Source organism: Paenibacillus sp. 203 (assembly GCF_037027525.1).
GTDB lineage: Bacteria > Bacillota > Bacilli > Paenibacillales > Paenibacillaceae > Paenibacillus > Paenibacillus polymyxa_B.
The window spans coordinates 394,365-414,575 of the sequence record NZ_JAXCHD010000003.1 but is presented as its reverse complement, the minus strand read 5'-3'; the positions used below and the strand labels follow the sequence as shown (position 1 = coordinate 414,575).

Here is a 20,211-nt window from a genome sequence, read left to right as displayed (position 1 = left end):
AAACCGTTATCTGGCAAATCGGGGGGTGTCTAAGTATGTATGGCAATAAAAATAACCCGTGAATTCTACGGGTCATTTCTATAACTTTTTAAGTGCTTTAAGCTTATTATGAGACATAGAGCAAGTGAAGTCAGATTCTTCGAATCGTACCTCCAAATGCGTTAGACTCGATCTCACAAAACCAAGTCGTGATAGCTGAAAAGCTTCCTTGCAAGTCTGTGCGGTTAGCCCGATCGTATAAAAGCAATGCCCCAAATTGAAAACGCGGTACTTCATCAGTTCTTTTCTTTTTTCTTAAGCTCAGCCGGTATCGGTTTAGCACCAAATACTGTTTTTTCATTTTTGGTAGATTCGTTAGCGTATTTTCCCAGTCTTATATTTAAAGCTCTCGCCAATCTTTTATCCATTTTCGTTCACCTCCTTTCCATAAAGGAAGAATGCTGAATGCTTGAATAGCTAAAGCTAAACATATTATGTGGGACTGTATAAAAAAATTCACTGCGCATACCAAAACACATACAGTTTTATAATATTTGTGGTTATTGGTCTTATGAATATAAATAAAATGATTGGGTGCATAAACTAAAAACACTAATATTGAACAAGCATTAATAATCGAAATTGTTGATAAATTTAAAGAGACGAAGGGTATAGTTACACATATTGCCGTTGTAAAACAGACACAAAATGTAAGATTACTGAAGTGTGCCCCTCCTGAAAATTTTCTTACAAACATGATAGTTACTAGAGCTAATAACGCCCCCCAAAAATGCCCGGTCATCCAAGCGATAACCGCAACCATTAGTATCGACGATACTTCGGTAATTTTTATACCAAGCGCATACTCCATCACTTCTACACTTGTTGGGCCATCAGGATCAGCTTTTTTTATTTCCGTTGCGATGTACCTTGATAGCGCTTCTAGCACCCTCGTAATCTCCTCTCTCTGAAAAGAAATACGACAAACCGAAAGTAAGCAATGAAATGGATAGTAATCCTATGGTATTTGAGCTATAGAGCATATACAAAGTAATAAAAATGGTGGCAGCTGATATTAGAGCACCTAGAATCAACAGCTTATTTAGAGACGATAAGTAATTTTCAGCTCTTAAAAAATCATGTGGAGGCTGAATTATAAACGAGAATCCAAAGTTATATTTTCCCATCACAAAAGAAATAAAGTACGCAATAATAATAGAAGATAACTGAATAACGTAAATAGAAGAGCCAGAAGTATCATTAATAACACCTGGTTCTGCTACTCCGAAAAAATTTGCAAACAGAAATACAAAAAGTTGTAGGTTAATGTAGGCTGTTAGACCAGAACCAGCAGAAAAAGCTGCTAGATGGGTTTTGATCCCTAAACCGAATCTAAAAAAGATAACCATTAACAAATACTGAAGCGGCAAATCTAATTTAGGCAAGCCTATAACTTCCCTCATTAGAAAGGAAAACAAAGCTATGCCCATTGCATAGAATAATATTTTTGTGCGATATTCCCTCACGGGAAGCATATAAAGCTTTAAGACCAAAATAACAGCGGCCAAAGCATCGAATACACCAAGTAATATATATAAAAAAGCAGATAACACAGATACACCATCCTCTTATTTCGCCTGTTGTAATTGTATATTTTACTAATAGATGTGGCAATGAAATAATCTAGTAAACTGGTAATATTTGTTTTTATGTAAGGTAAATATTATTTTTGTCGTCAAAAAATATGAAAAGAACGATTTTAAAATCGTCCTCTTGTTGCAGTTTTAGCCTGTAACCTTCTGAATTATCTATCTGGCATCATCCTTTTGTCGAGCTGCTCAATTACAAGCGGCCAAGCCTGCTCATGTTGGTTCCTTGAATTCTCATCTGGAAAACCTGCATGCGTTAAGTAAAGATGCGTGCCATTACCGTGAGGTTTAAGCTCAACGGTGACCACTGTTTCAGCTCCCTTGGTGCTGCCTTCGCCAGTAACCCAAGTCAGCTCGATAAGTCTGTTTTGCTCAAGTCTTAGAAATCTTCCGTAATGTGGATGACGCTTCCCTTCAAAATGCGTTTCGAAAAAGAAGGTCGTGTTCAATTCAGCCTCCATTAATACTGATCCTGGGGCTGCAAACCAACTGTCAAACTGCTTCGTCCACGCCTGATACAGGACATTCGGAGAACACTCCATTTTTCGTTCCACCATTAGATTAAATGGTCTTTGTGAAAGATCTGGCCAAGAAATAGATAGTACCATTTAATTTTCAATCCCTTCAATTAAACAGAGTTTTGATTATCTCTACATTATTATATCCATAAAGGTGTAGGTTGCGGCTGCTTTCCCTTATCAGTCCACTTCTACTTGATGGCTGTGCCGCTAGATGATCACCAACGTCATCTCTAAAAATAAAAAAAGGAACTGTGCATCAGTACCACAGTTCCGCGAATCTTTTGTTTTCAAATAAATTGACGATACCCGTCATCGTCGACTTCGTCGGCTGATTTTACCTGAACCGCTACGTGTTTTGGGCTTACTATAAGATCTACGCGGCGAATCAAATATGCTGGAACCACCGCTGTCGCTACGGTCACGTGAAATCGAGCCTCTGCTCGGTGAACTGCTGGACCCTCTGTCGAACAGACTTCCGCTTGATCCAACACTGGAATCCGAGTTCTTTCCTCTACGGGTAACCGAGCCTTTACGCTCCACCGTAATCGGCGGGATCGCTTTTTTCTCCTGCACCGTAGGGGCACGATATTGGCCCTGAGAAGGTCGGTATACATCTCTGCTGGAGTAGCCCCGATAGGAGCCTGAACCACGCAACGAATCAAACAGAGCATCCAGCACAGTTGCGGTTAAGTATCCTTTTAGAAAGCTTGAACTGTAATTTTGTTCGACATACTTTTTACTGTCAATCTCAATGAGTGTATCTTCCTTCTTAGCTGGATCTTGCTGCAAATGGTACCACTCATCGCTATATACCAGAAACATCCGCTCATTGCTCTGCGGTGACATTTGTTCCGGTGTACGCTGTTCTTTCAATTCCTCCGCTACTTCCGGAACTGTCTTGCCAGCTGCCCGGTATACATACGAGGTCGAGTTTCCGCTGCCACTAACCGATTCCAGCGGATACGTATCTTTTACACTTGGCGCGCCGCAGCCGCTTAACACGGATACGAACAAGCTCAGCGCCACCATGATCTTTAATGCATACTGCCAGGTGCGTTTGCTCATGTGTAACCCTCTCCTAGCTTGCCCGAATAACCTTGACGTCTCCGGTAATCACTTCTTCTCCTTCATAAAGCATAAAGCGACCGTCCTGCCACTCTACCCGCAACAGATGATAATCATCAGACTGGTACTGCCAAACATGCTGCTCTCCACCCTGTCGGAAAGGAGCACGGCCCATGACGGTAACATGCCCAGAATACTGCTCCTCCAAATGATACGTTGTATCATCCAGCTCTAAAATGGTCGGCACTTCCTCAGGGTTGTCAAGTCTGCCGTCGATGGCCTGATATAGTCCGAATTGCAGTGTTTCCCGTTCCTCAATATGAAGATAACTGACTTGATTACCATCCTGAAGCGTCAAAACAACGGCATTCCGGGCACGATTATGTACACGACCTACCACTTCATAGGTAACAAGCGACACTTCACAGATATCACCTGGATTTAAGTGAAGCATGCTTTTCTCTGCTTTTGGCGGCTCCGGCTTAGCAAATAGATTTGAAATTCTTTTCCACACACCCATGGTTATATTCCTGCCTTTCTTAGCCTAGAAGCATGCTGTAATGATCAAGGCGCCAACTAGATGCAGCGCTCCTGAAAACAGACCGAAACCAATTTTACCTTCCTGTGTACCTTTATCCAGGTCAAACTGAGCCCAGTACCGCAACAGCAGACGTACAATAACTTCCAAAACAAGCAGGATGACAAAGGCGATCACAGAATACACAAGCGCTTCGAGCAAATTATTAGCTGTAGCGATAGACCCTGACAAAATATAGCCTTGTGCAACCAGCTTCATAATCATTCGTACCGTTACGGCCATATTTCCAGCTTTCACTTCGGCAAAATCCTTATACTTCGTAAATAAAGAGTCGACATACATTAATACGAAGATCAAAATAGCCCCCGCACCAGTCCATACAAGCATTGCTTTCATCGTTTCTAAAAAATGCATTTCATACCATCCTCCACATCTTCTTGACCTTCATATAATGTTTTGCGCCTCCAGGCAGGGAAAAGCGAAGGAGAAAACGTTTCTCCTTCGCTTCCTGAGCAATCACACTTGGTGGCATTGCTAAAATGTTCTTATTTATTTTCGTATTGCTTTAACAAAGCGGCAAGCTCATCGTCCACGGCGCTTTTCTTATCCAGCTCTTTGAACTCCTCATCCAACGATTTTTCCTTAGAGGACATTTCGTTGCTCGCTTCGGCACGTGCTTCTGCTTGCAACATTTTTTCTTCCATACGCTTCAATCCGGCAGTTGCCGTATCAGAGCTAAAACCGTTCATAGCTTTGTTAATTTCGGTTTGCGCTTTAGCTGCATTATAACGGGCAACCAGTGTTTCGCGCTTGTTTTTCATTTCTGTCAGCTGTCTGCGCATTTCATCCAGCTTGCCACGTAGATTATCGGCTGCAGCTTTGTTCTGTTCGTAACCAGCTTTGAACTCGTTCATTTTTTGTTCAGCAGATTTCTTTTCTTCCAGCGCACGACGGGCCAGATCTACATTTTGTGCTTTTGCAGCGGTATGTGCCTGTTCTTCACGTTTCTTTACCAAAGCAGCCTGTTCTTCGTATTGCTGTTTGAACCTCTTTTCAATAGCAATTTGAGCGGCTACCGCTTTCTCTGCATCTTCCAGGTCCTCTTGCATATCACGAATGTATTGATCCGTCATTTTAATTGGATCTTCTGCCTTGTCGATAATGGCGTTAATGTTGGACATCGTAAGATCTCTTAATCGTTTGAAAATAGACATGTGAAGTTCCTCCTAGAGTTGAATGCTTAAATTTTAAGCTCTGTACACATGTTTACGCAAGCTTTGCAAAGAGGGTTTCAAAAATATCTAAAAACCGCGCAAGTAAGGCTCTGGGATGTCGGCCTGTACTTTTAGCTCCCGCGATGCATGCAGCGCCCAATAGGGATCACGCAGCATGGCACGGCCTATTGCTACCAGATCAGCTTCTTTTTGCTGAACAACCCGGCGGGCGTCCTCATAATCATCCAGTAAGCCAACAGCAATCACAGGTACATTCAGCTTTTCACGGATGGTATGAGCCAAATCCACCTGATAGCCGGCACGCGCAGACGGGCCTCCGCCAGAACCAATCGGACCCTCACCACCAGAAGAGATATGGAAAATATCCACACCTGCATCACGATATCGTTCCCCTACGCCTGTTATGTATTCCACGTTATATCCATCTTCGACGTATTCTTTGGCAGATATCCGCATAAGCACAGGCATGTCAGCAGGAAGAACCTCTTTAACAGCATGTATGACCTCAACACCGAACAGTGACAAATCCTGTCCATATTCATCTTCTCTGGTATTTGTTAAAGGCGAATGAAATTGATGAATCAGATAGCCGTGAGCGCCATGTATCTCAACCGTATCAAAACCGGCTTCAACCGCGCGGCGCGCGCCTTCTTTGTATGCCTGAACCAGTTCCCTGACTTCAGCTGTCTTTAAGGCGTGCGGCTTTTTAAAGCGTTCGCTAAAAGGAATCGTGGACGGACCCACAGGTTGCTCAGCATCTTCAGCCTTGCGTCCAGCGTGGCCTAGTTGAATACCAATCTTGGCACCATACTTGTGGACTTCCTCTACAATCTTACGATATGCAGAAATATGTTCGTCACTCCAAATACCCAAATCACGATCCGTAATACGTCCATCTGGATGGACCGCTGTCATTTCCACAATAATAAGTCCAGTGCCTCCTACTGCCCGGCTCACATAATGGACATGATGCCAATCCGTTGGATTTCCGTCCTTGGCCTCCACGCTGTATTGGCACATCGGGGGCATGACAATCCGATTTTTTAAAGAAAGCCCCTTTAATTGATAAGGAGTAAACAAGTCGGTCACTTTTATCCATCCTTCCTTCAATTCCATGTCTGTATAATTATGAATTGCATCCCCATTATACACCAGCTGTCACAGTATACCGAATTCGTTGTAAGGCTAAAACTTGCGAAAATGCTCCTGTTTTCGGTCATGTTTAAGAGAATATGTACGTTTAGCTCCATCATCTTCATTGATAATCGTTTCATCGTGGGCTTCTTTCCAGTCGTTTATGAGCCGAACTTGGTTACCAGCATATTTTTAATAGGACAGGTACATAATAGTCGAGAGCACCACTAGGTACCACTGCACGGAAAGGGGGGATACATATGCCGTACAGGGGAGTGTTGCCATGCTTGGCACTGTTACTAGCATTCTCAAGTTTACCCGTTCACGCGGATGCGCCTCCCAACACCGGAACGCCCCATCCCAAGGAAGCAGCTGTTGCTTCTTCTGTACATCAGAGCACAGATCAAGCAACTCCTACATTAGCAATGCTGCGAAAAAAACATGCGGACATTTTTAAAATGTGCGGCCCACACACCCGCCAAATTGCCCTAACCTTTGATGATGTGCCCGATTCTAGGTATACGCCGCAGGTTTTGGACGTATTACACGCCAATGGCATCAAAGCCACCTTTTTCATCGTCGGTCACCGTGCGGAAAAGCATCCGGGGATCATACGCCGTATTATCCGTGAAGGCCATGCTATAGGAAACCATTCCTATACTCATCCGGATTTTAGGAAGGCCACACCAGAACGCTTTCGCAACCAGATTACAAAAACAGAACGTATTTTACAAGCCAGCGCAGGTTTTCGCCCCAAGTTGATTCGTCCACCCTACGGTGAAATCACGGAGCCTCAAATCCAATGGGCACGTCGTCATGGCTATATGATTGTCAATTGGAATGTAGACTCTCTCGATTGGAAGGGATTAAGTAAAACACAAATTCAACGCAATGTGATCCCAGCTACCGGGCCTGGCTCTATTATTTTAATGCACGCAGGTGGAGGTCAAAGTTCCAACTTGCAAGGCACTGTCCAAGCTCTGCCGGGTCTAATTCACTCTCTAAAAGCTAAGGACTACAAATTTGTGACAGTCCCCCGGCTACTCCACACATCGGAACGGAAATAACCATATGTTTATGATTGAGCTACAGCTAAAGCAACGTAAAAAAGCTGTCTTACCAGCAGAAGTTTTCTGCTCGTCAAGACAGCTTTTTTTTATGGATAAGACCTGCGACCTAGTTATATGCGGTAGGATACAGGTATTAAGTTTACATAATATATATTATGTTTAATTAAACCGTATATACGTACAATGCTATTTATCAATAACGTACAGCTTCACATTTTGAAATCCAAAGTCGTTCACAAATGATTTGTTGCCAGGAATAAAGATATCAATCCGCTTTCCTGTAATGGCGCTACCCTGATCGCGAGCGACAGCTACAAAAGAATGATCCGGCAAACCTGGGTGGGAATAGCCTGTAACCAGCACTTTCGTGCCCATCGGAATGACGTTCGGGTCTACCGCAATTGTACCTAGTTTAAGCGGATTGCCGTAGTAGTCCACTGCTCCCCATTTACCATTCTCGTCGGCTGCGGCAGAATACGCTGAAGCCTTAACGTCAACTATTTTGCTATAGTTGAATGTTTTGCCCCACGCTTCAATCGTTGGCCCCTCATTCGCTGGTGCTTTCTCCGTAAGAAGCTGCGGCTTCGAATCCGAAGCTGCCTTCACACTTTTTTCACCAGGTACCTTAATTTGCAGACCTGCATATATATTGTTGGAAGCAATGTTTGGGTTCGCCTTCGTTAGCTCGTCTACCGATACTCCATAACGTTGAGCAAGCAAAAAGAAGGTATCGCCCTCTTTGGCAGTGTGAAGCGAAGCAGCATCCGCTACTCCAGCTGTCTGTGCCAGCCCTGCAATAGCTGCGGCAAGCACCGCAAATTTCATCGTTTTACCAATATGTTTTAGATGTTTCAAAGATATGTACCTCCTCTGTTATGCCTGCGAAGTTAGCTGTCGGATTCGGACTCAGGAGAAGCCCTATGCTTGTGCAATTCACCCCTAGGCATATTCCACATCGTCTTATGACGTATCGGAATGACTGCCGTTGTTACGTCCCCCGCACTTCCCATAGTTTAGACCCAGCATTCAGCGTTTGTCATAACCGTATGCTGTCCCGGTAAGTTTTGGCTTACTGCATAATATCACAATTTTGTAACCTTATCCGCATGAAAATGTTGGGAACCTTGAACATCATACTACACTCGTTACAATTTTGTCATCTACAAATCGATATTTGTTACGAAAATATAGGGAAATGGTGACAAAAAGAAAAAAAGCCCTCCGTCAAACGGAGGGCTTTTTTTATAGATTATATCAGCACTTCCTTACAATACTTTGGCAAGAAAATCACGGGTGCGATCATGGCTTGGAGTGCCAAATACCTGCTCTGGTGTACCTTGCTCCACAATTTGACCGTTATCCATAAAGATAATTCGATCGCCTACCTCGCGGGCAAAGCCCATTTCATGCGTCACGATTACCATTGTCATCCCGCCTTCGGCGAGCTTCTTCATTACATCCAGAACCTCTCCAACCATTTCAGGGTCCAATGCAGAAGTCGGCTCATCGAACAGCATTACATGCGGCTGCATGGCCAAAGCACGTGCAATCGCAATACGTTGCTTCTGTCCTCCGGATAGCTGGTTCGGATAGGTATTCTTCTTATCCTCAAGCCCTACGGTACGCAAGAGTTCTAGCGAAATTTTTTCCGCTTCCTTCCCTGACTGTCTTTTAACCTGTGTTGGGGCAAGTGTCAGGTTCTGCAACACTGTTTTATGCGGGAAAAGATTAAAATGCTGGAACACCATCCCCATCTTCTCCCGGGTTACATTAATATTATGGCCACGAGCTGTAATCGGCTCGCCCTCAAATAAAATCTCCCCGTCCGTAGGCTGTTCCAACAGATTCATACAACGCAAAAACGTACTCTTCCCCGAACCACTGGGGCCGATGATGACGACGACTTCACCTTTGGCGATATCTATATCAATGCCTTTTAAAATTTCATTCTTACCGAACGATTTACGCAGTTGTTTAACGGTGATCACTGGCTCTCAACTTCCTTTCCCATAAACCCAGCAGCTTAGACAAGCTGAATGTCATTACAAAATAAATAGCGGCTGCGATTATGAACGGACTTAATCCTTCGTAGGTAATGTTCTTAATGACCTGGGCCTGATACATAATATCCACCATCCCAATGGTCGAAATAATGGATGATTCTTTAATGATCGTAATAAACTCATTACCGATAGCAGGCAAAATAGATTTAAACGCTTGCGGCAAAATGACATGACGCATAGCTTTGCCTCTCCCCATCCCGAGCGAGCGGGCAGCTTCCATCTGTCCACGGTCCACTGCCTGGATACCTGCACGGAAAATTTCAGCCAGATACGCCGAGCTATTCAGAGACAATGTGATTATGCCAGACTGAAGTGGCGTAAAGTTGACACCCAGCGTCAAAGCAACCCCGTAATGAATGATCATAAGTTGCACCAGCATAGGTGTGCCACGCAGGATCTCTACATAAGTGGTACCTAACCATTCAATGATACGTACTCCACTCATTCGCAGCAAGGATATGATTAGACCAATGATAAATCCGAACAATACTCCGAGCGCAGACAGCAACAGAGTGTAGCCGATACCCGTAGCGTATAAACTGCGGTATTTCCAAAAAATATCTACGATGTTATTAGAAGAAACCTGTCGATCTGCTGAGAGTGCACTTGCCTCCGTGGAAAACTTCTCAATCGACCCGTCCGCTTTTAGGCGAGCCAACGTTTTATTTACAGAGGCAAGCAATTCTGCGTTCCCCTTGCGTATACCTACAGCTGTTTCTGCTCCGGCATCCTCAGGCACCGCCTTGGCAAGTGTTACGGTACCATCTAACGTGTATCCTTTAGCAACCGTATCTTCGATCACAACAGCGTTGATACGCTGGGTCCGCAGTTGGAGTACCAGATCCGATATTTTATCCAATGACGTTACAGTGGCATTGGGCACTTTTTGAGCAATTTCTTCCTGAATACTCCCTTTTTGTGCGCCAATCTTCTCGCCTTTCAAAGCATCCATCGTAGGATATTTGTCTTTATCCTCTGGGCGTACCATAATGACTTGCTTGGAGCGATAATATACATCTGAAAAATCAATGCTCTTTCTCCGCTCATCCGTCGGTGTCATACCGGACAGTACCAAGTCTACACGACCACTTTGCAAAGCAGGCAGCAAAGAGTCAAAACTCATGTCCTCAGGGACCATCTCAGCATCCAAATCTTTGGCGATTTCCTTGGCGATATCCACATCGAACCCAACAATGGTATCCTTACCGTTAATGACTTTATGAAACTCATACGGCGGAAAATCGGCACTCATGCCCACTACAAGTTTTTTCTGTGGCTTTGCTTCCGTTCCGTATGCAGTGAGCATGGGAAGACCAGTCAACAGCAAGATAACCGCCGACAAAACCAGGGCGGTAAAACGATATGCCTTTTTCAATCTTTTTTTCTCTCCTTAAATTCTTTATAATAAATAAGATTGTGTCATTATAAATGAATATGCATGATTATGCAATGAATGTTATAGTACAATTTCAGCATACCTAACGCAGTACCTACATTACAGTTTATATAAAGGAGTTTTCAGCATGGATTTTAAGCAGACCATTCAAAAGACAATTGAGCAGCATGCCCCACGGTTTAAGGACATTTCGTTATATATTGGCGCAAATCCTGAACTTGGAAACGAGGAATTTCTGGCCGCTGCCCGTTTAAAAGAAGAACTGGTTTTTCACGGTTTTGAGATCCAGACACCCGTATTGGGCATAGAAACAGCCTTTATTGCAACTTACAAATCTGCAAAACCCGGACCGGTTGTCGCTTTTCTGGCAGAATATGACGCTCTGAAAGGTCTAGGACACGCCTGTGGGCACCATTTGATATGTATGATGAGTACAGGTGCTGCCGTCGGCCTTAAGTCGATCATCGACGAAACTGGTGGAGAAGTACGGGTATATGGCACACCTGCCGAAGAAACACGCGGTGCAAAGGTCCCGATGGCCGCTGCCGGGTTGTTTGATGATTGCGACATAGCACTTATGACGCATCCTTATGACCATTACGAAAAATCAGGCAAATCACTGGCGATTGATGCTGTACAATTCGAATTTTTTGGTCAATCCGCCCACGCGGCTGCCAGTCCGCACGAGGGCATTAACGCGCTGGACGCTGTGATTCAAACGTTCAATGGCATCAATGCGTTCCGTCAACAAGTAAAAAGTACAGTGCGTATCCATGGGATCATTAATCAGGGTGGGCAAGCAGCCAATATTATTCCTGATTACGCCTCAGCCCAATTTTATGTGAGGGCCGCTACACGTCAAGAACTGAACCCGCTGACTCGCCGTGTTATTCAAATTGCTGAAGGAGCTGCTTTACAGGCCGGATGTCGTTTGGAGACCTCCAATTATGAGACATCTTATGATGAAATGGTCACAAACCGCGTACTTTCCGATGCCTTTACCGCAAATTTGGTGCAGGCTGGCATTTCGCAAGAAGATATAACGGAAGGTGAAGATCACGGCTCCATGGATATCGGAAATGTATCGCTTCATTGCCCTGCTATCCATCCGTACATTCAAGTTATTGACGAGAAGCATGCCTTGCATACACCAGAATTCCGCGATTTGGCGATGCAGGACCGGGCCATGGAAGGAATGCTGCTGGCTGCAAGAACCTTGGCATGGACTGCTTGCGATGTAATCACGAATCCTGAACTGCTAGCCCAAATAAAAAAAGAATTCTCTCTGCTGAATAACGAAAGCTAAATCTTAATTCCGTGTTCTTTCAGAAAGGAGCAGCCAGCCATCATGGATAGTATGAGCAGCTTTTGGACGTTGTTTATTGTGGTGGACCTCATCATTGTTTGGTTTATATTCCGTTCAATACGCAGGAACCGGGGAAACAGAAAAACACGGCGCCGGAATGCTTTTTTCCTCAGTTCCCCTTCTCCTTCGTCCCTTACACAGGAGCGTCATCCAGAGATTACAGAGCTGATGCAGCTACTGGAGCAATCCATACCCGCCTCCTATGCTCAAAGCGTAAGGCGTCGTGTAATGGAAGCCCACCCAGAGCTGACGAAGCAAGAATATGATTGGCGCTGGCTTGAGCTAAAACGATATTTTATGCTATGCGCGATTATGAATAGAGTGCCTATGTTCAGTAGTGATGTGGATGAATTATGGCACGAAATGTTGATGTTTACCCGCGAATATCAGCAATTCTCGGAAGCTTTTTTTGGTCGTATGCTTCACCATGCGCCCCATTCTGGCGGCTCTAAGCCGATGCCTGAGGAGCGGGCGTGGTTTGACTGGTTGTATGTGGAATGCTTTGGCTGGAACCGCTATAGCGCCAGTTTGTGGGGTACTTTTTTTAATCATCCATTACCGAACGACGAGCTTTCGCGCTATTATAAACTCGCAACTTCGGCGCAGCCAGCAGGTGACCGCTGGAATACACAGGAGAATACAGCCATTTCACATCAGGCCCAACAAGCGGTTCATAAGATTGTACAACGTCTGCGCGAGCGGGTGAATAAAGCGGTGGATGATCCTGAGGGGAAGCAATTGCCTAAGGTCAACTATTTACAGGTCGACTATTTATTATTAGCTGTTGTGTGGTATTCATGGTATCAACCTGAACAATTTGCCATACACATGCACCCGGATGCTACAGGTAATGCCGTATTAGCTAGCTCATCCGGCTGTAGCTCGGCAAGCGGTTGCTCGAACTGGGATACACATCACTCGCACCATCATTCCTCCCATGACAGTTCTCATCATGGAGGCTCTTCTCACCATGATTCAGGCGATTCTGGTAGTCATTCTTCGTGTAGCAGCGGCTCTTCATGTGGAAGCAGCTGTGGTGGCGGGGGCGACTGATCATAGCAAAAAGGGAATTCCTCAGCCAAACACTGGCTAAAGGGATTCCCTTTTTCATTAACATGACTATGGTGTTCCTACTCTGTTCAGTCCGTCTTTGTTAGCAAATGGTAAATATCCATATACGCTTTAGCTGAAACATCCCAACTATATTCTCCTGCAAAAGCCGTCTGTGTAAGTTTCGACCAATGCTCAGATTGGCGATAAAAATGAACAGCACGACGAATAGTGTTCAGCATATCATGTGCATTGTAGTTCGTAAAACTAAATCCGTTTCCTTCCCCTGTGGTCTCATTGTAAGCCTGCACAGTATCGTTAAGACCCCCTGTTTCTCGCACAATAGGGATACTTCCATAACGAAGCGCCAGCAGTTGGCTGATCCCGCAAGGCTCAAACCTTGATGGCATAAGATACATATCACTTGCCGCATATATTTTTCGTGACAGAGGTTCGCTAAAAGCGAGCTGTGCCGACATTTTCAGTGGATAGCGTCCCGCTGCCTCACGAAACCAATGCTCAAAAGCCGGATCCCCTGTTCCCAGCACGACAAACTGGATATCATCATAATACAGGATTTCGTCAAGCACTCTCGTTACCAGATCTAGCCCCTTCATATCTACAAGCCGGGTTACCATGGCAATCATAGGTACGTCTGGCCGCACCGGCAGACCCAACTCTTTTTGCAGGCCAATTTTGTTTTCCTTTTTCTTTGTCAGACTCGTGCGGTACTTCGTATAAATACGATTGTCCGTGGCAGGATTGTAGCTTTTGGTGTCAATTCCGTTCACAATCCCTGTTAAGCGACCCTGATCTCCCAATTTACGAAGCAGACCCTCCAGCCCGTATCCGTAAAATTCGGTTTGAATCTCCTCTGCATAGGTTGGACTCACGGTCGTGACATGATCCGAGTACGTAAGCCCACCTTTCATAAAATTCAGTCTGCCATGATACTCCACACCCTCGGGGGTGAAATAGCTTCCATCCAGGTTGAGCAGCTCAGTTAAGACCTCATACGGAAAATCCCCTTGATACAGCAGATTATGTATCGTAAACACCGTGCGAATATCGCTGTAGAAGGGCAAATGTCGATAATCGGCATTCAGAAGCAGCGGAACCATTGCCGTATGCCAATCATGACAATGCAAAATATCCGGCCGAAAGTTCAGTTCAGGCAGCATTTCTAAAATCGCCCGGTTAAAAAAGGAAAAACGTTCGCCATCATCCATATAACCGTAAATACCGTCACGACCGAAGTAATACTCATTGTCTATAAAATAAACCTTGATTCCGTCTAATGTCAGTTCCTCTATTCCGCAATATTGATTACGCCAGCCTACGGCTACTTGCTTCACCGCTACCGGACGCAGAGACTTTTTATAAGTATCGGGAATCCTCGCATATTTAGGTAAAATGATTCGGACGTCGCACCCCGCCTGACGAAGTGCCTTCGGCAGTGCGCCAATGACATCAGCCAACCCGCCTGTTTTAATAAATGGATGTGCTTCTGCTGCCGCAAACAAAATGTTCATATGTGCTTCCTCCTTATGTGTTTAATCTGCTTTTCTAGGCCTCCGAGGCGCTTTCTTGAGTATAACGATGCTTAAGGGTGGTATGGTCACCTCCAAGCTGTGAAGCTGTCCGTGGCAAGGAATGGAGGCGGTCCGTATCACTCCGGTATTTAGCTGGCCATTTCCCCCAAAGTCCTTATGATCACTGTTCAGCAGTTCGATATAACCCCCGGCCTTTTCCAGCCCAATTCGATAGTTCTCTCTGGGCACGGGCTGAAAGTTAATTAGCACGACCAGTGTATCTCCCGGCTTTTTACCTTTACGTAAATACGTAATTACGCTCTGCCCACGGTCCTCCGCTTCAATCCACTGATATCCATCCCACGAATGATCCAGTTCCCATAACGCCTTTTCCTGAATATACAAATGATTCAGCGCTTTCGTATAAGTGTGCAGCGAACGGTGACTGTCATAATCCAGCAGAAACCAGTCAAGCTGCTCTTCATCCTTCCATTCGATGAATTGGCCGAATTCCCCTCCCATAAATAAGAGCTTTTTGCCCGGTGAGGTGATTTGGTAACCGAGAAGCGCTCGAAGCCCGGCAAATTTTTGCTCATAGCTACCTGGCATTTTATCAAGCAGCGACTTCTTCCCATGAACAACCTCATCGTGCGACAACGGCAGTGTAAAATTCTCGCTGTACGCATAAGCTATGGGGAATGTCAGCAAATTATGGCGCTCTGGCCTTTGATCGAAATCCGTTTCGATATAATCAAGCGTATCGTTCATCCAGCCCATATTCCACTTGTAATTAAAACCGAGTCCTCCATCGCTTACCGGGGAAGTCACCATCGGCCAGGCACTGGACTCCTCTGCCATCATCAGAGCATACGGATAATAGCGGAATACTGTTTCATTCAGTTGTTGAAGGAAGGCAATAGCCTCCTCATTTTCAATGCCTCCTTTAGAGTTAAAACGATATTGACCGTCCTGCTTTTCAAAATCCAGCCGTAGCATACTTGTCACAGCATCTACGCGCAGGCCGTCAATATGGTACACATCCATCCAGAATAGCGCATTAGATATCAGGAAAGAACGCACCTCCGGCTTGCTGTAATCAAACGTCAGCGTTCCCCAGCCGGGCTTTTCCGCAATCAGCGGATCCGCGTATTCGAACAGGGGCGATCCGTCAAACAGCCTTAATCCATGAGCATCTTTTGCAAAATGGGCTGGCACCCAATCCATCAGCACTCCGATTCCCGCCTGATGGCAACGATCCACCAAATACATAAAATCATGCGGCTCTCCATAACGGCTTGTGAGTGCAAAATATCCGGTAAGCTGGTAGCCCCAGGAAAGATCATACGGATGCTCACTCAGCGGCATCAGCTCAATATGTGTATACCCCATATCGGTCACATAAGGCACAAGAAGCTCAGCTATTTCCCTGTATGTATAAAACGTACCATCTTCTTTTTGCTTCCAAGTGCCCAGATGAAGCTCGTATATGTGCAGAGGCTTTCCATAAGGTGCTCTACGTTTTCGGCGCCAAATCGCATCGTTCCAAGCATAACCATCTATAGAAGCTACCACAGAAGCCGTTGCTGGCCTCACTTCAGCACGTACCGCGTAAGGGTCTGCTTTCAGAAATCGTTCACCGTTTGCACCCGTAATGTCGTATTTGTAAAAAGTTCCTTGGGATATCCCCGAAAAAAAACGACTCCAAAAACCGGATTTGGGAACCCTATATAAGGAATCCTGTTCCCCATTCCAGTTGTTGCGATCTGTAGCAAGCCCGACATGGAGAGCATGAGGAGCCCAGACCGTAAAGCGGACGCCCTGTTCTCCGTTCTCCACAGTAAGGTGGGAACCCAAAGATCGGTAGCTGTGATAAAGCGTTCCTTCATGAAACAAATAAATATCTTCCGATGAAATAGCCTGTTGCGGAAGAGTTTGGTCTGTCATCACGTCACCACCCTTATATGTTTTGTAAGTAAAAATGTATGAATCGGTAATGCATTCGCTTTTGGGTCAAAGCTGACTTGAGTTATTACCCCATTCTAGCCACATTGAACAGAAAAATGACTAGGAAAAAAATAAACCTTAGTTTTGGGGGAATCTTATATACCTTATGGTTTCAAGAGTACCCCATACCGTTTATGTATGTACTACACTGACAACTAAACCGGGAGGGAAACGAAATGTTTAATAAAGAATGCATTGCCATGCTGCTGGCAGGCGGAGAGGGACGCCGTCTTGCTCCCCTTACTTCAACGATTGCAAAACCCGCCGTACCTTTTGGCGGTCATTACCGGATCATCGATTTTCCTCTCAGTAACTGCGTAAATTCGGACATTGATACTGTAGGTGTCTTGACGCAATATGAGGCAGAATCCTTGCACGAACATATCGGGGATGGAACACCATGGGGTCTTACAAAAACAGATGACAAGGGAATTACCCTGCTTCCATCTTATAACACAGGTAACGCTGAATACTTAGGAACGGCAGATGCTATTCATAAGAATATCGAATATATTGACAGCCAAGATCCGGAGCATGTGCTTATTTTATCCGGTGATCATATCTACTATATGAATTATCGTGAAATGCTGAACTACCATAAGGAAAAAGGAGCTGCGGCTACCATTTCTGTCATGGAGGTACCTTGGGATGAAGCACACCGTTTTGGTGTTATGAGTGCCGATGAAGATCTGCGTGTCACAGAATTTGCAGAGAAGCCGGAGAAACCGGAAAGTAATTTGGCCTCCATGGGGATTTACCTTTTCAAATGGGATTACTTGAGAAATTACCTGTTAGAAGACGCACAGGATGCTCAATCCAGTCATGATTTTGGTAAAGATATCATACCTAAAATGTTGGCGGACCAAGAATCCTTGTACGTTTATGAATTCCAGGGCTACTGGAAGGACGTAGGTACCGTTAAAAGCCTATGGGATTCACACATGGATTTGTTACACGAAGATTGTGCGATCGACCTTCAACGCAAGGACTGGCCGATGTATACACGTGAACGCCGCACAAGGTTGAGCGCACAAAAGGTACCTAACCGTCAAACACAACCATTGGGCAGCTTGTTGCATGATTCCTGCCAAGTAGAGGGTCGAATAGAACGCTCCGTTGTATTTAGTGGTGTCGAGGTAGGTAAAGGTTCAGCCATTAAAGAAAGTATCGTTATGCCTGACACACGCATTGGACGTAACGTCCATATTGAACATGCGATTATTGGTGAAGGTGCTGTGATTCGCGATGGTGCTGTCATTAAAGGTAAACCGGGCGAAATTATGGTCATCGGACCCAATGAAACGGTATTTGGTAAAATGGCGGTACGACCGCAAACTACACGTATGCTGAAAGAAGCTTACGAGCGCAATACACGCTTGCGTGCCGAAGGTTTTACTTCATAACGTTACCCCAAATTAAAAACAGCCAGCCCTCCCGATTTGAGAGGACTGGCTGTTTTTCTAATTACACCTATAAGTAGGCTTTAAATCTGTCCTTCAGTAAGTTGTGATGGTTCCACGGATTGCTCTGCTTGCAGAGCAGGTAATGAAACCGTAATGGTTGTTCCAGCCCCCAGTTCACTTCTGATGAGCATCTGACCATGATGGCGCTCGATAAACTGTTGCGAGATTGCCAATCCCAGTCCAGTACCACCATTTTGGTGGTCTACCTGGAAAAAGCGATCTCTGACTCTGGCAAGGTTTTCAGCACTAATTCCAATCCCTGTGTCTTGTACGGATATCTCGATATTGCCATCAAACCGTTGTAGAGACAGAAAAATAATCGAACTTTCATGCGAAAACTTGATAGCATTATCCACAATGTTCAAAAACACCTGTTTTAGACGGTTACCGTCTCCATGGACGAGATATGCCGTTTCCTCCGAATCCAGCTGAAGTTTTATCTGCTTCATTTCTGCTTTGGCCCATACGTTCAGCATAATTTCCTGTAAAAGCTCCCGTAGATCCACCGTTCCCATCACAAGCTTCATGGCATTTTGCTCCAGCTTGGAAAAATCGAGAATTTCCTCTACCAAGCCAATCAGCCGATCGGTCTCCTTAGAAATAATCTTCATCCCGATTTTCGTCTCTTCCGGGTCATATCCGCCAGAATTTAACGTTTCACTCCAACCCTTAATAGATGTAAGTGGAGTACGTAATTCATGAGATATGGATGAAATAAAATCATCCTTGATTTGATTTGTTCTGACAATTTCCTGTGCCATATAGTTCAGAGTCGAAGCCAGTTCACCCAACTCATAACGATAATCGCCTTCAATGCGTGCATCAAACCTCCCCTGAGCCATCTGAGCAGATACATCGCGGATATTATTAATCGGTCTAACAATGGAATTCGCGAGCCCTGTGCTGACTACAAATACAATAACCAGTACAGCTGCCATGATGCCAAGAGAAAACAGCGTAATCGTAAACAGCTTATCATTTACCAATTCCAGCGAAGTCGTATACCGAATAACATACACCTGGTCTCCGACGATATTGTCAAGTTTTTGAGATACCGCCATCACCTGCTGCCCCGTACTCGGTTGCTTTCCGATCCATTTGCCCGTATCTCCAGCTAATGCTTGTGTAACATCACTTGTTTGCACACTTAGATCTGCTGCAAAATTCGTCGAGTTATCAATTACATTTCCCTGTTCATCGAGCAATTGCAGTTCAGTGAAGGGTAGAGAAAATGTATTTAACAAATACGATTGCAAAGACTGTTCCGGCTCTTTGAATTTGGGTGCAAATTCACTTACCGATTCGATACGGCTTTCGATATGTTTGTAAATGGAGTCATAATAGTACGACCGGAGTGCAAACATAAAAATGACTTCTACTAACAGAAGCGCCAAGAACACTACGAAAAAATAGTGAAGCACAATCTGTCGGCGAATCCCCTTTTTGATCATTGAGACTGACCTTTCCATTTATATCCATGTCCCCAGACTGTTTGTAAAAAAGCTGGCTCGGATGGATTGTTTTCAATTTTCTGCCGCAGACGTCGGATGTTCACATCCACAATTTTCGGATCGCCCATATATTCCTTGCCCCATACGTGGTCAAGTAGAACATCTCGGCTGAGCGGCGTGTTTTCTTTTTCGAGAAAAAATTGAATCAGGGAAAACTCAGTCGGTGTCAACTCGATCAGCTGCCCGCTCTTCTTAAATTGCTTAGCAATCAAATCTAGCGTGAACGGTCCGGATTGGAAGGATACTTTGGCTGCTGTTTCACGATGTACATTCACCCGACGCAATAACGATTGAATACGTGCAATCAGCTCCGTCGGGCTAAAAGGCTTGCTCACATGATCATCGGCCCCTACAGACAAGGCATACACCTTATCCTGCTCCTGTACTTTCGCTGTGAGAAAAATAATGCCGATGCGCTCATTCGTTTCCCGGATTCTCCGACAGACCTCAAAACCATCCATACCGGGTACCATTACGTCGAGCAGTGCAATATCAATATCCCGCACCGTGTTCAAAATATTCAGAGCCTCATGCCCTTCCGACGCCTCCAACACCTCAAAACCGTTACGCTTCAAGTTAATGACGATAAAGCTGCGAATGGATTCCTCGTCTTCCATGATTAAAACTTTACTCAC

General features: G+C 44.9%; 20 protein-coding genes and 1 riboswitch. Of the genes, 4 read left to right on the top strand and 16 right to left on the bottom strand.

The genetic code is table 11. From position 1 onward, the window contains the following. Positions 1–275 precede the first annotated feature (275 nt). The 9 genes from WA407_RS08330 to WA407_RS08290 form a co-directional block, all read right to left on the bottom strand. A complete protein-coding gene (locus WA407_RS08330; protein WP_257785361.1) occupies positions 276–407 on the bottom strand; it encodes a hypothetical protein in 132 nt (43 codons plus the stop codon). Further along, on the bottom strand, positions 380–928 hold the full coding sequence (locus WA407_RS08325; protein ID WP_172828245.1) for an accessory gene regulator ArgB-like protein: 549 nt from the start codon (positions 926–928) through the stop codon (positions 380–382). Before WA407_RS08325 ends, WA407_RS08330 begins: the two co-directional genes overlap by 28 nt. Further along, a complete protein-coding gene (locus WA407_RS08320; protein WP_069289665.1) occupies positions 879–1,592 on the bottom strand; it encodes a hypothetical protein in 714 nt (237 codons plus the stop codon). Before WA407_RS08320 ends, WA407_RS08325 begins: the two co-directional genes overlap by 50 nt. 191 nt (positions 1,593–1,783) lie before the next feature. Next, positions 1,784–2,236: an SRPBCC family protein gene (locus WA407_RS08315; RefSeq protein ID WP_235309700.1), complete on the bottom strand. Its 453-nt coding sequence runs from the start codon at positions 2,234–2,236 to the stop codon at positions 1,784–1,786. A gap of 222 nt (positions 2,237–2,458) precedes the next feature. Then, positions 2,459–3,214, bottom strand: coding sequence for a DUF4247 domain-containing protein (locus tag WA407_RS08310; protein WP_069289667.1), 756 nt, complete (start codon positions 3,212–3,214; stop codon positions 2,459–2,461). Between the two features lie 13 nt (positions 3,215–3,227). Then, positions 3,228–3,734 (bottom strand): DUF4178 domain-containing protein, encoded by a 507-nt coding sequence (locus WA407_RS08305; RefSeq protein ID WP_007432513.1) that lies wholly within the window; start codon positions 3,732–3,734, stop codon positions 3,228–3,230. 24 nt (positions 3,735–3,758) lie between these two features. Further along, complete coding sequence (locus tag WA407_RS08300; RefSeq protein ID WP_235309699.1) at positions 3,759–4,166, bottom strand: DUF350 domain-containing protein; 408 nt, start codon at positions 4,164–4,166, stop codon at positions 3,759–3,761. Between the two features lie 131 nt (positions 4,167–4,297). Beyond that, positions 4,298–4,966, bottom strand: coding sequence for a PspA/IM30 family protein (locus WA407_RS08295; protein ID WP_013310486.1), 669 nt, complete (start codon positions 4,964–4,966; stop codon positions 4,298–4,300). 87 nt (positions 4,967–5,053) lie between these two features. After that, on the bottom strand, positions 5,054–6,076 hold the full coding sequence (locus tag WA407_RS08290) for an NADH:flavin oxidoreductase/NADH oxidase (RefSeq protein WP_081112401.1): 1,023 nt from the start codon (positions 6,074–6,076) through the stop codon (positions 5,054–5,056). A gap of 305 nt (positions 6,077–6,381) precedes the next feature. Between WA407_RS08290 and WA407_RS08285 the strand changes: the two genes are divergently transcribed. Then, positions 6,382–7,188: a polysaccharide deacetylase family protein gene (locus WA407_RS08285; protein ID WP_336077113.1), complete on the top strand. Its 807-nt coding sequence runs from the start codon at positions 6,382–6,384 to the stop codon at positions 7,186–7,188. 189 nt (positions 7,189–7,377) lie between these two features. Here the strand turns inward: WA407_RS08285 and WA407_RS08280 are convergent, their stop codons facing one another. The 3 genes from WA407_RS08280 to WA407_RS08270 form a co-directional block, all read right to left on the bottom strand. Continuing rightward, entirely contained in the window at positions 7,378–8,046 is a 669-nt protein-coding gene (locus tag WA407_RS08280) for a 3D domain-containing protein (protein ID WP_165176983.1), read from the bottom strand. A gap of 6 nt (positions 8,047–8,052) precedes the next feature. Continuing rightward, positions 8,053–8,226, bottom strand: a riboswitch (cyclic di-AMP (ydaO/yuaA leader). A 230-nt stretch (positions 8,227–8,456) separates the two neighbouring features. Continuing rightward, positions 8,457–9,179, bottom strand: a complete 723-nt coding sequence (locus tag WA407_RS08275; protein ID WP_336077112.1) for an amino acid ABC transporter ATP-binding protein — start codon at positions 9,177–9,179, stop codon at positions 8,457–8,459. Further along, positions 9,166–10,629 (bottom strand): ABC transporter substrate-binding protein/permease, encoded by a 1,464-nt coding sequence (locus WA407_RS08270; RefSeq protein WP_061828245.1) that lies wholly within the window; start codon positions 10,627–10,629, stop codon positions 9,166–9,168. Before WA407_RS08270 ends, WA407_RS08275 begins: the two co-directional genes overlap by 14 nt. A 148-nt stretch (positions 10,630–10,777) precedes the next feature. Between WA407_RS08270 and WA407_RS08265 the strand changes: the two genes are divergently transcribed. After that, positions 10,778–11,956: a M20 family metallopeptidase gene (locus tag WA407_RS08265; protein ID WP_254328506.1), complete on the top strand. Its 1,179-nt coding sequence runs from the start codon at positions 10,778–10,780 to the stop codon at positions 11,954–11,956. Positions 11,957–11,998: 42 nt separating this feature from the next. Next, the gene (locus WA407_RS08260; RefSeq protein ID WP_336077111.1) at positions 11,999–13,069 is read left to right on the top strand and encodes a hypothetical protein; all 1,071 of its coding nucleotides are present in this window, start codon (positions 11,999–12,001) and stop codon (positions 13,067–13,069) included. Between the two features lie 86 nt (positions 13,070–13,155). On the opposite strand, the gene glgA is transcribed toward WA407_RS08260, so the two are convergent. Then, positions 13,156–14,598, bottom strand: a complete 1,443-nt coding sequence (glgA, locus tag WA407_RS08255; RefSeq protein ID WP_336077110.1) for a glycogen synthase GlgA — start codon at positions 14,596–14,598, stop codon at positions 13,156–13,158. A gap of 21 nt (positions 14,599–14,619) precedes the next feature. Further along, the gene (gene glgB / locus WA407_RS08250) at positions 14,620–16,542 is read right to left on the bottom strand and encodes a 1,4-alpha-glucan branching protein GlgB (protein ID WP_254328503.1); all 1,923 of its coding nucleotides are present in this window, start codon (positions 16,540–16,542) and stop codon (positions 14,620–14,622) included. A gap of 236 nt (positions 16,543–16,778) precedes the next feature. Here glgB and WA407_RS08245 point away from each other — a divergent pair, with 236 nt between their 5' ends. Continuing rightward, complete coding sequence (locus tag WA407_RS08245; protein WP_336077109.1) at positions 16,779–18,005, top strand: glucose-1-phosphate adenylyltransferase; 1,227 nt, start codon at positions 16,779–16,781, stop codon at positions 18,003–18,005. A gap of 80 nt (positions 18,006–18,085) precedes the next feature. On the opposite strand, the gene WA407_RS08240 is transcribed toward WA407_RS08245, so the two are convergent. Together WA407_RS08240 and WA407_RS08235 are read right to left on the bottom strand one after the other, a co-directional pair. After that, positions 18,086–19,516 (bottom strand): sensor histidine kinase, encoded by a 1,431-nt coding sequence (locus WA407_RS08240; RefSeq protein WP_336077108.1) that lies wholly within the window; start codon positions 19,514–19,516, stop codon positions 18,086–18,088. Then, positions 19,513–20,211 (bottom strand): response regulator transcription factor, encoded by a 699-nt coding sequence (locus tag WA407_RS08235; RefSeq protein ID WP_023988960.1) that lies wholly within the window; start codon positions 20,209–20,211, stop codon positions 19,513–19,515. Before WA407_RS08235 ends, WA407_RS08240 begins: the two co-directional genes overlap by 4 nt.

What these genes read in the sequence shown, in the direction of transcription:
- WA407_RS08330 (WP_257785361.1), bottom strand. Translation starts at nt 407, where the DNA reads ATGGATAAAAGATTGGCGAGAGCTTTAAATATAAGACTGGGAAAATAC.
- WA407_RS08315 (WP_235309700.1), bottom strand. Translation starts at nt 2,236, where the DNA reads ATGGTACTATCTATTTCTTGGCCAGATCTTTCACAAAGACCATTTAAT.
- WA407_RS08310 (WP_069289667.1), bottom strand. Translation starts at nt 3,214, where the DNA reads ATGAGCAAACGCACCTGGCAGTATGCATTAAAGATCATGGTGGCGCTG.
- WA407_RS08305 (WP_007432513.1), bottom strand. Translation starts at nt 3,734, where the DNA reads ATGGGTGTGTGGAAAAGAATTTCAAATCTATTTGCTAAGCCGGAGCCG.
- WA407_RS08300 (WP_235309699.1), bottom strand. Translation starts at nt 4,166, where the DNA reads ATGCATTTTTTAGAAACGATGAAAGCAATGCTTGTATGGACTGGTGCG.
- WA407_RS08295 (WP_013310486.1), bottom strand. Translation starts at nt 4,966, where the DNA reads ATGTCTATTTTCAAACGATTAAGAGATCTTACGATGTCCAACATTAAC.
- WA407_RS08285 (WP_336077113.1), top strand. Translation starts at nt 6,382, where the DNA reads ATGCCGTACAGGGGAGTGTTGCCATGCTTGGCACTGTTACTAGCATTC.
- WA407_RS08265 (WP_254328506.1), top strand. Translation starts at nt 10,778, where the DNA reads ATGGATTTTAAGCAGACCATTCAAAAGACAATTGAGCAGCATGCCCCA.
- WA407_RS08260 (WP_336077111.1), top strand. Translation starts at nt 11,999, where the DNA reads ATGGATAGTATGAGCAGCTTTTGGACGTTGTTTATTGTGGTGGACCTC.
- glgA (WP_336077110.1), bottom strand. Translation starts at nt 14,598, where the DNA reads ATGAACATTTTGTTTGCGGCAGCAGAAGCACATCCATTTATTAAAACA.
- glgB (WP_254328503.1), bottom strand. Translation starts at nt 16,542, where the DNA reads ATGACAGACCAAACTCTTCCGCAACAGGCTATTTCATCGGAAGATATT.
- WA407_RS08245 (WP_336077109.1), top strand. Translation starts at nt 16,779, where the DNA reads ATGTTTAATAAAGAATGCATTGCCATGCTGCTGGCAGGCGGAGAGGGA.
- WA407_RS08240 (WP_336077108.1), bottom strand. Translation starts at nt 19,516, where the DNA reads ATGATCAAAAAGGGGATTCGCCGACAGATTGTGCTTCACTATTTTTTC.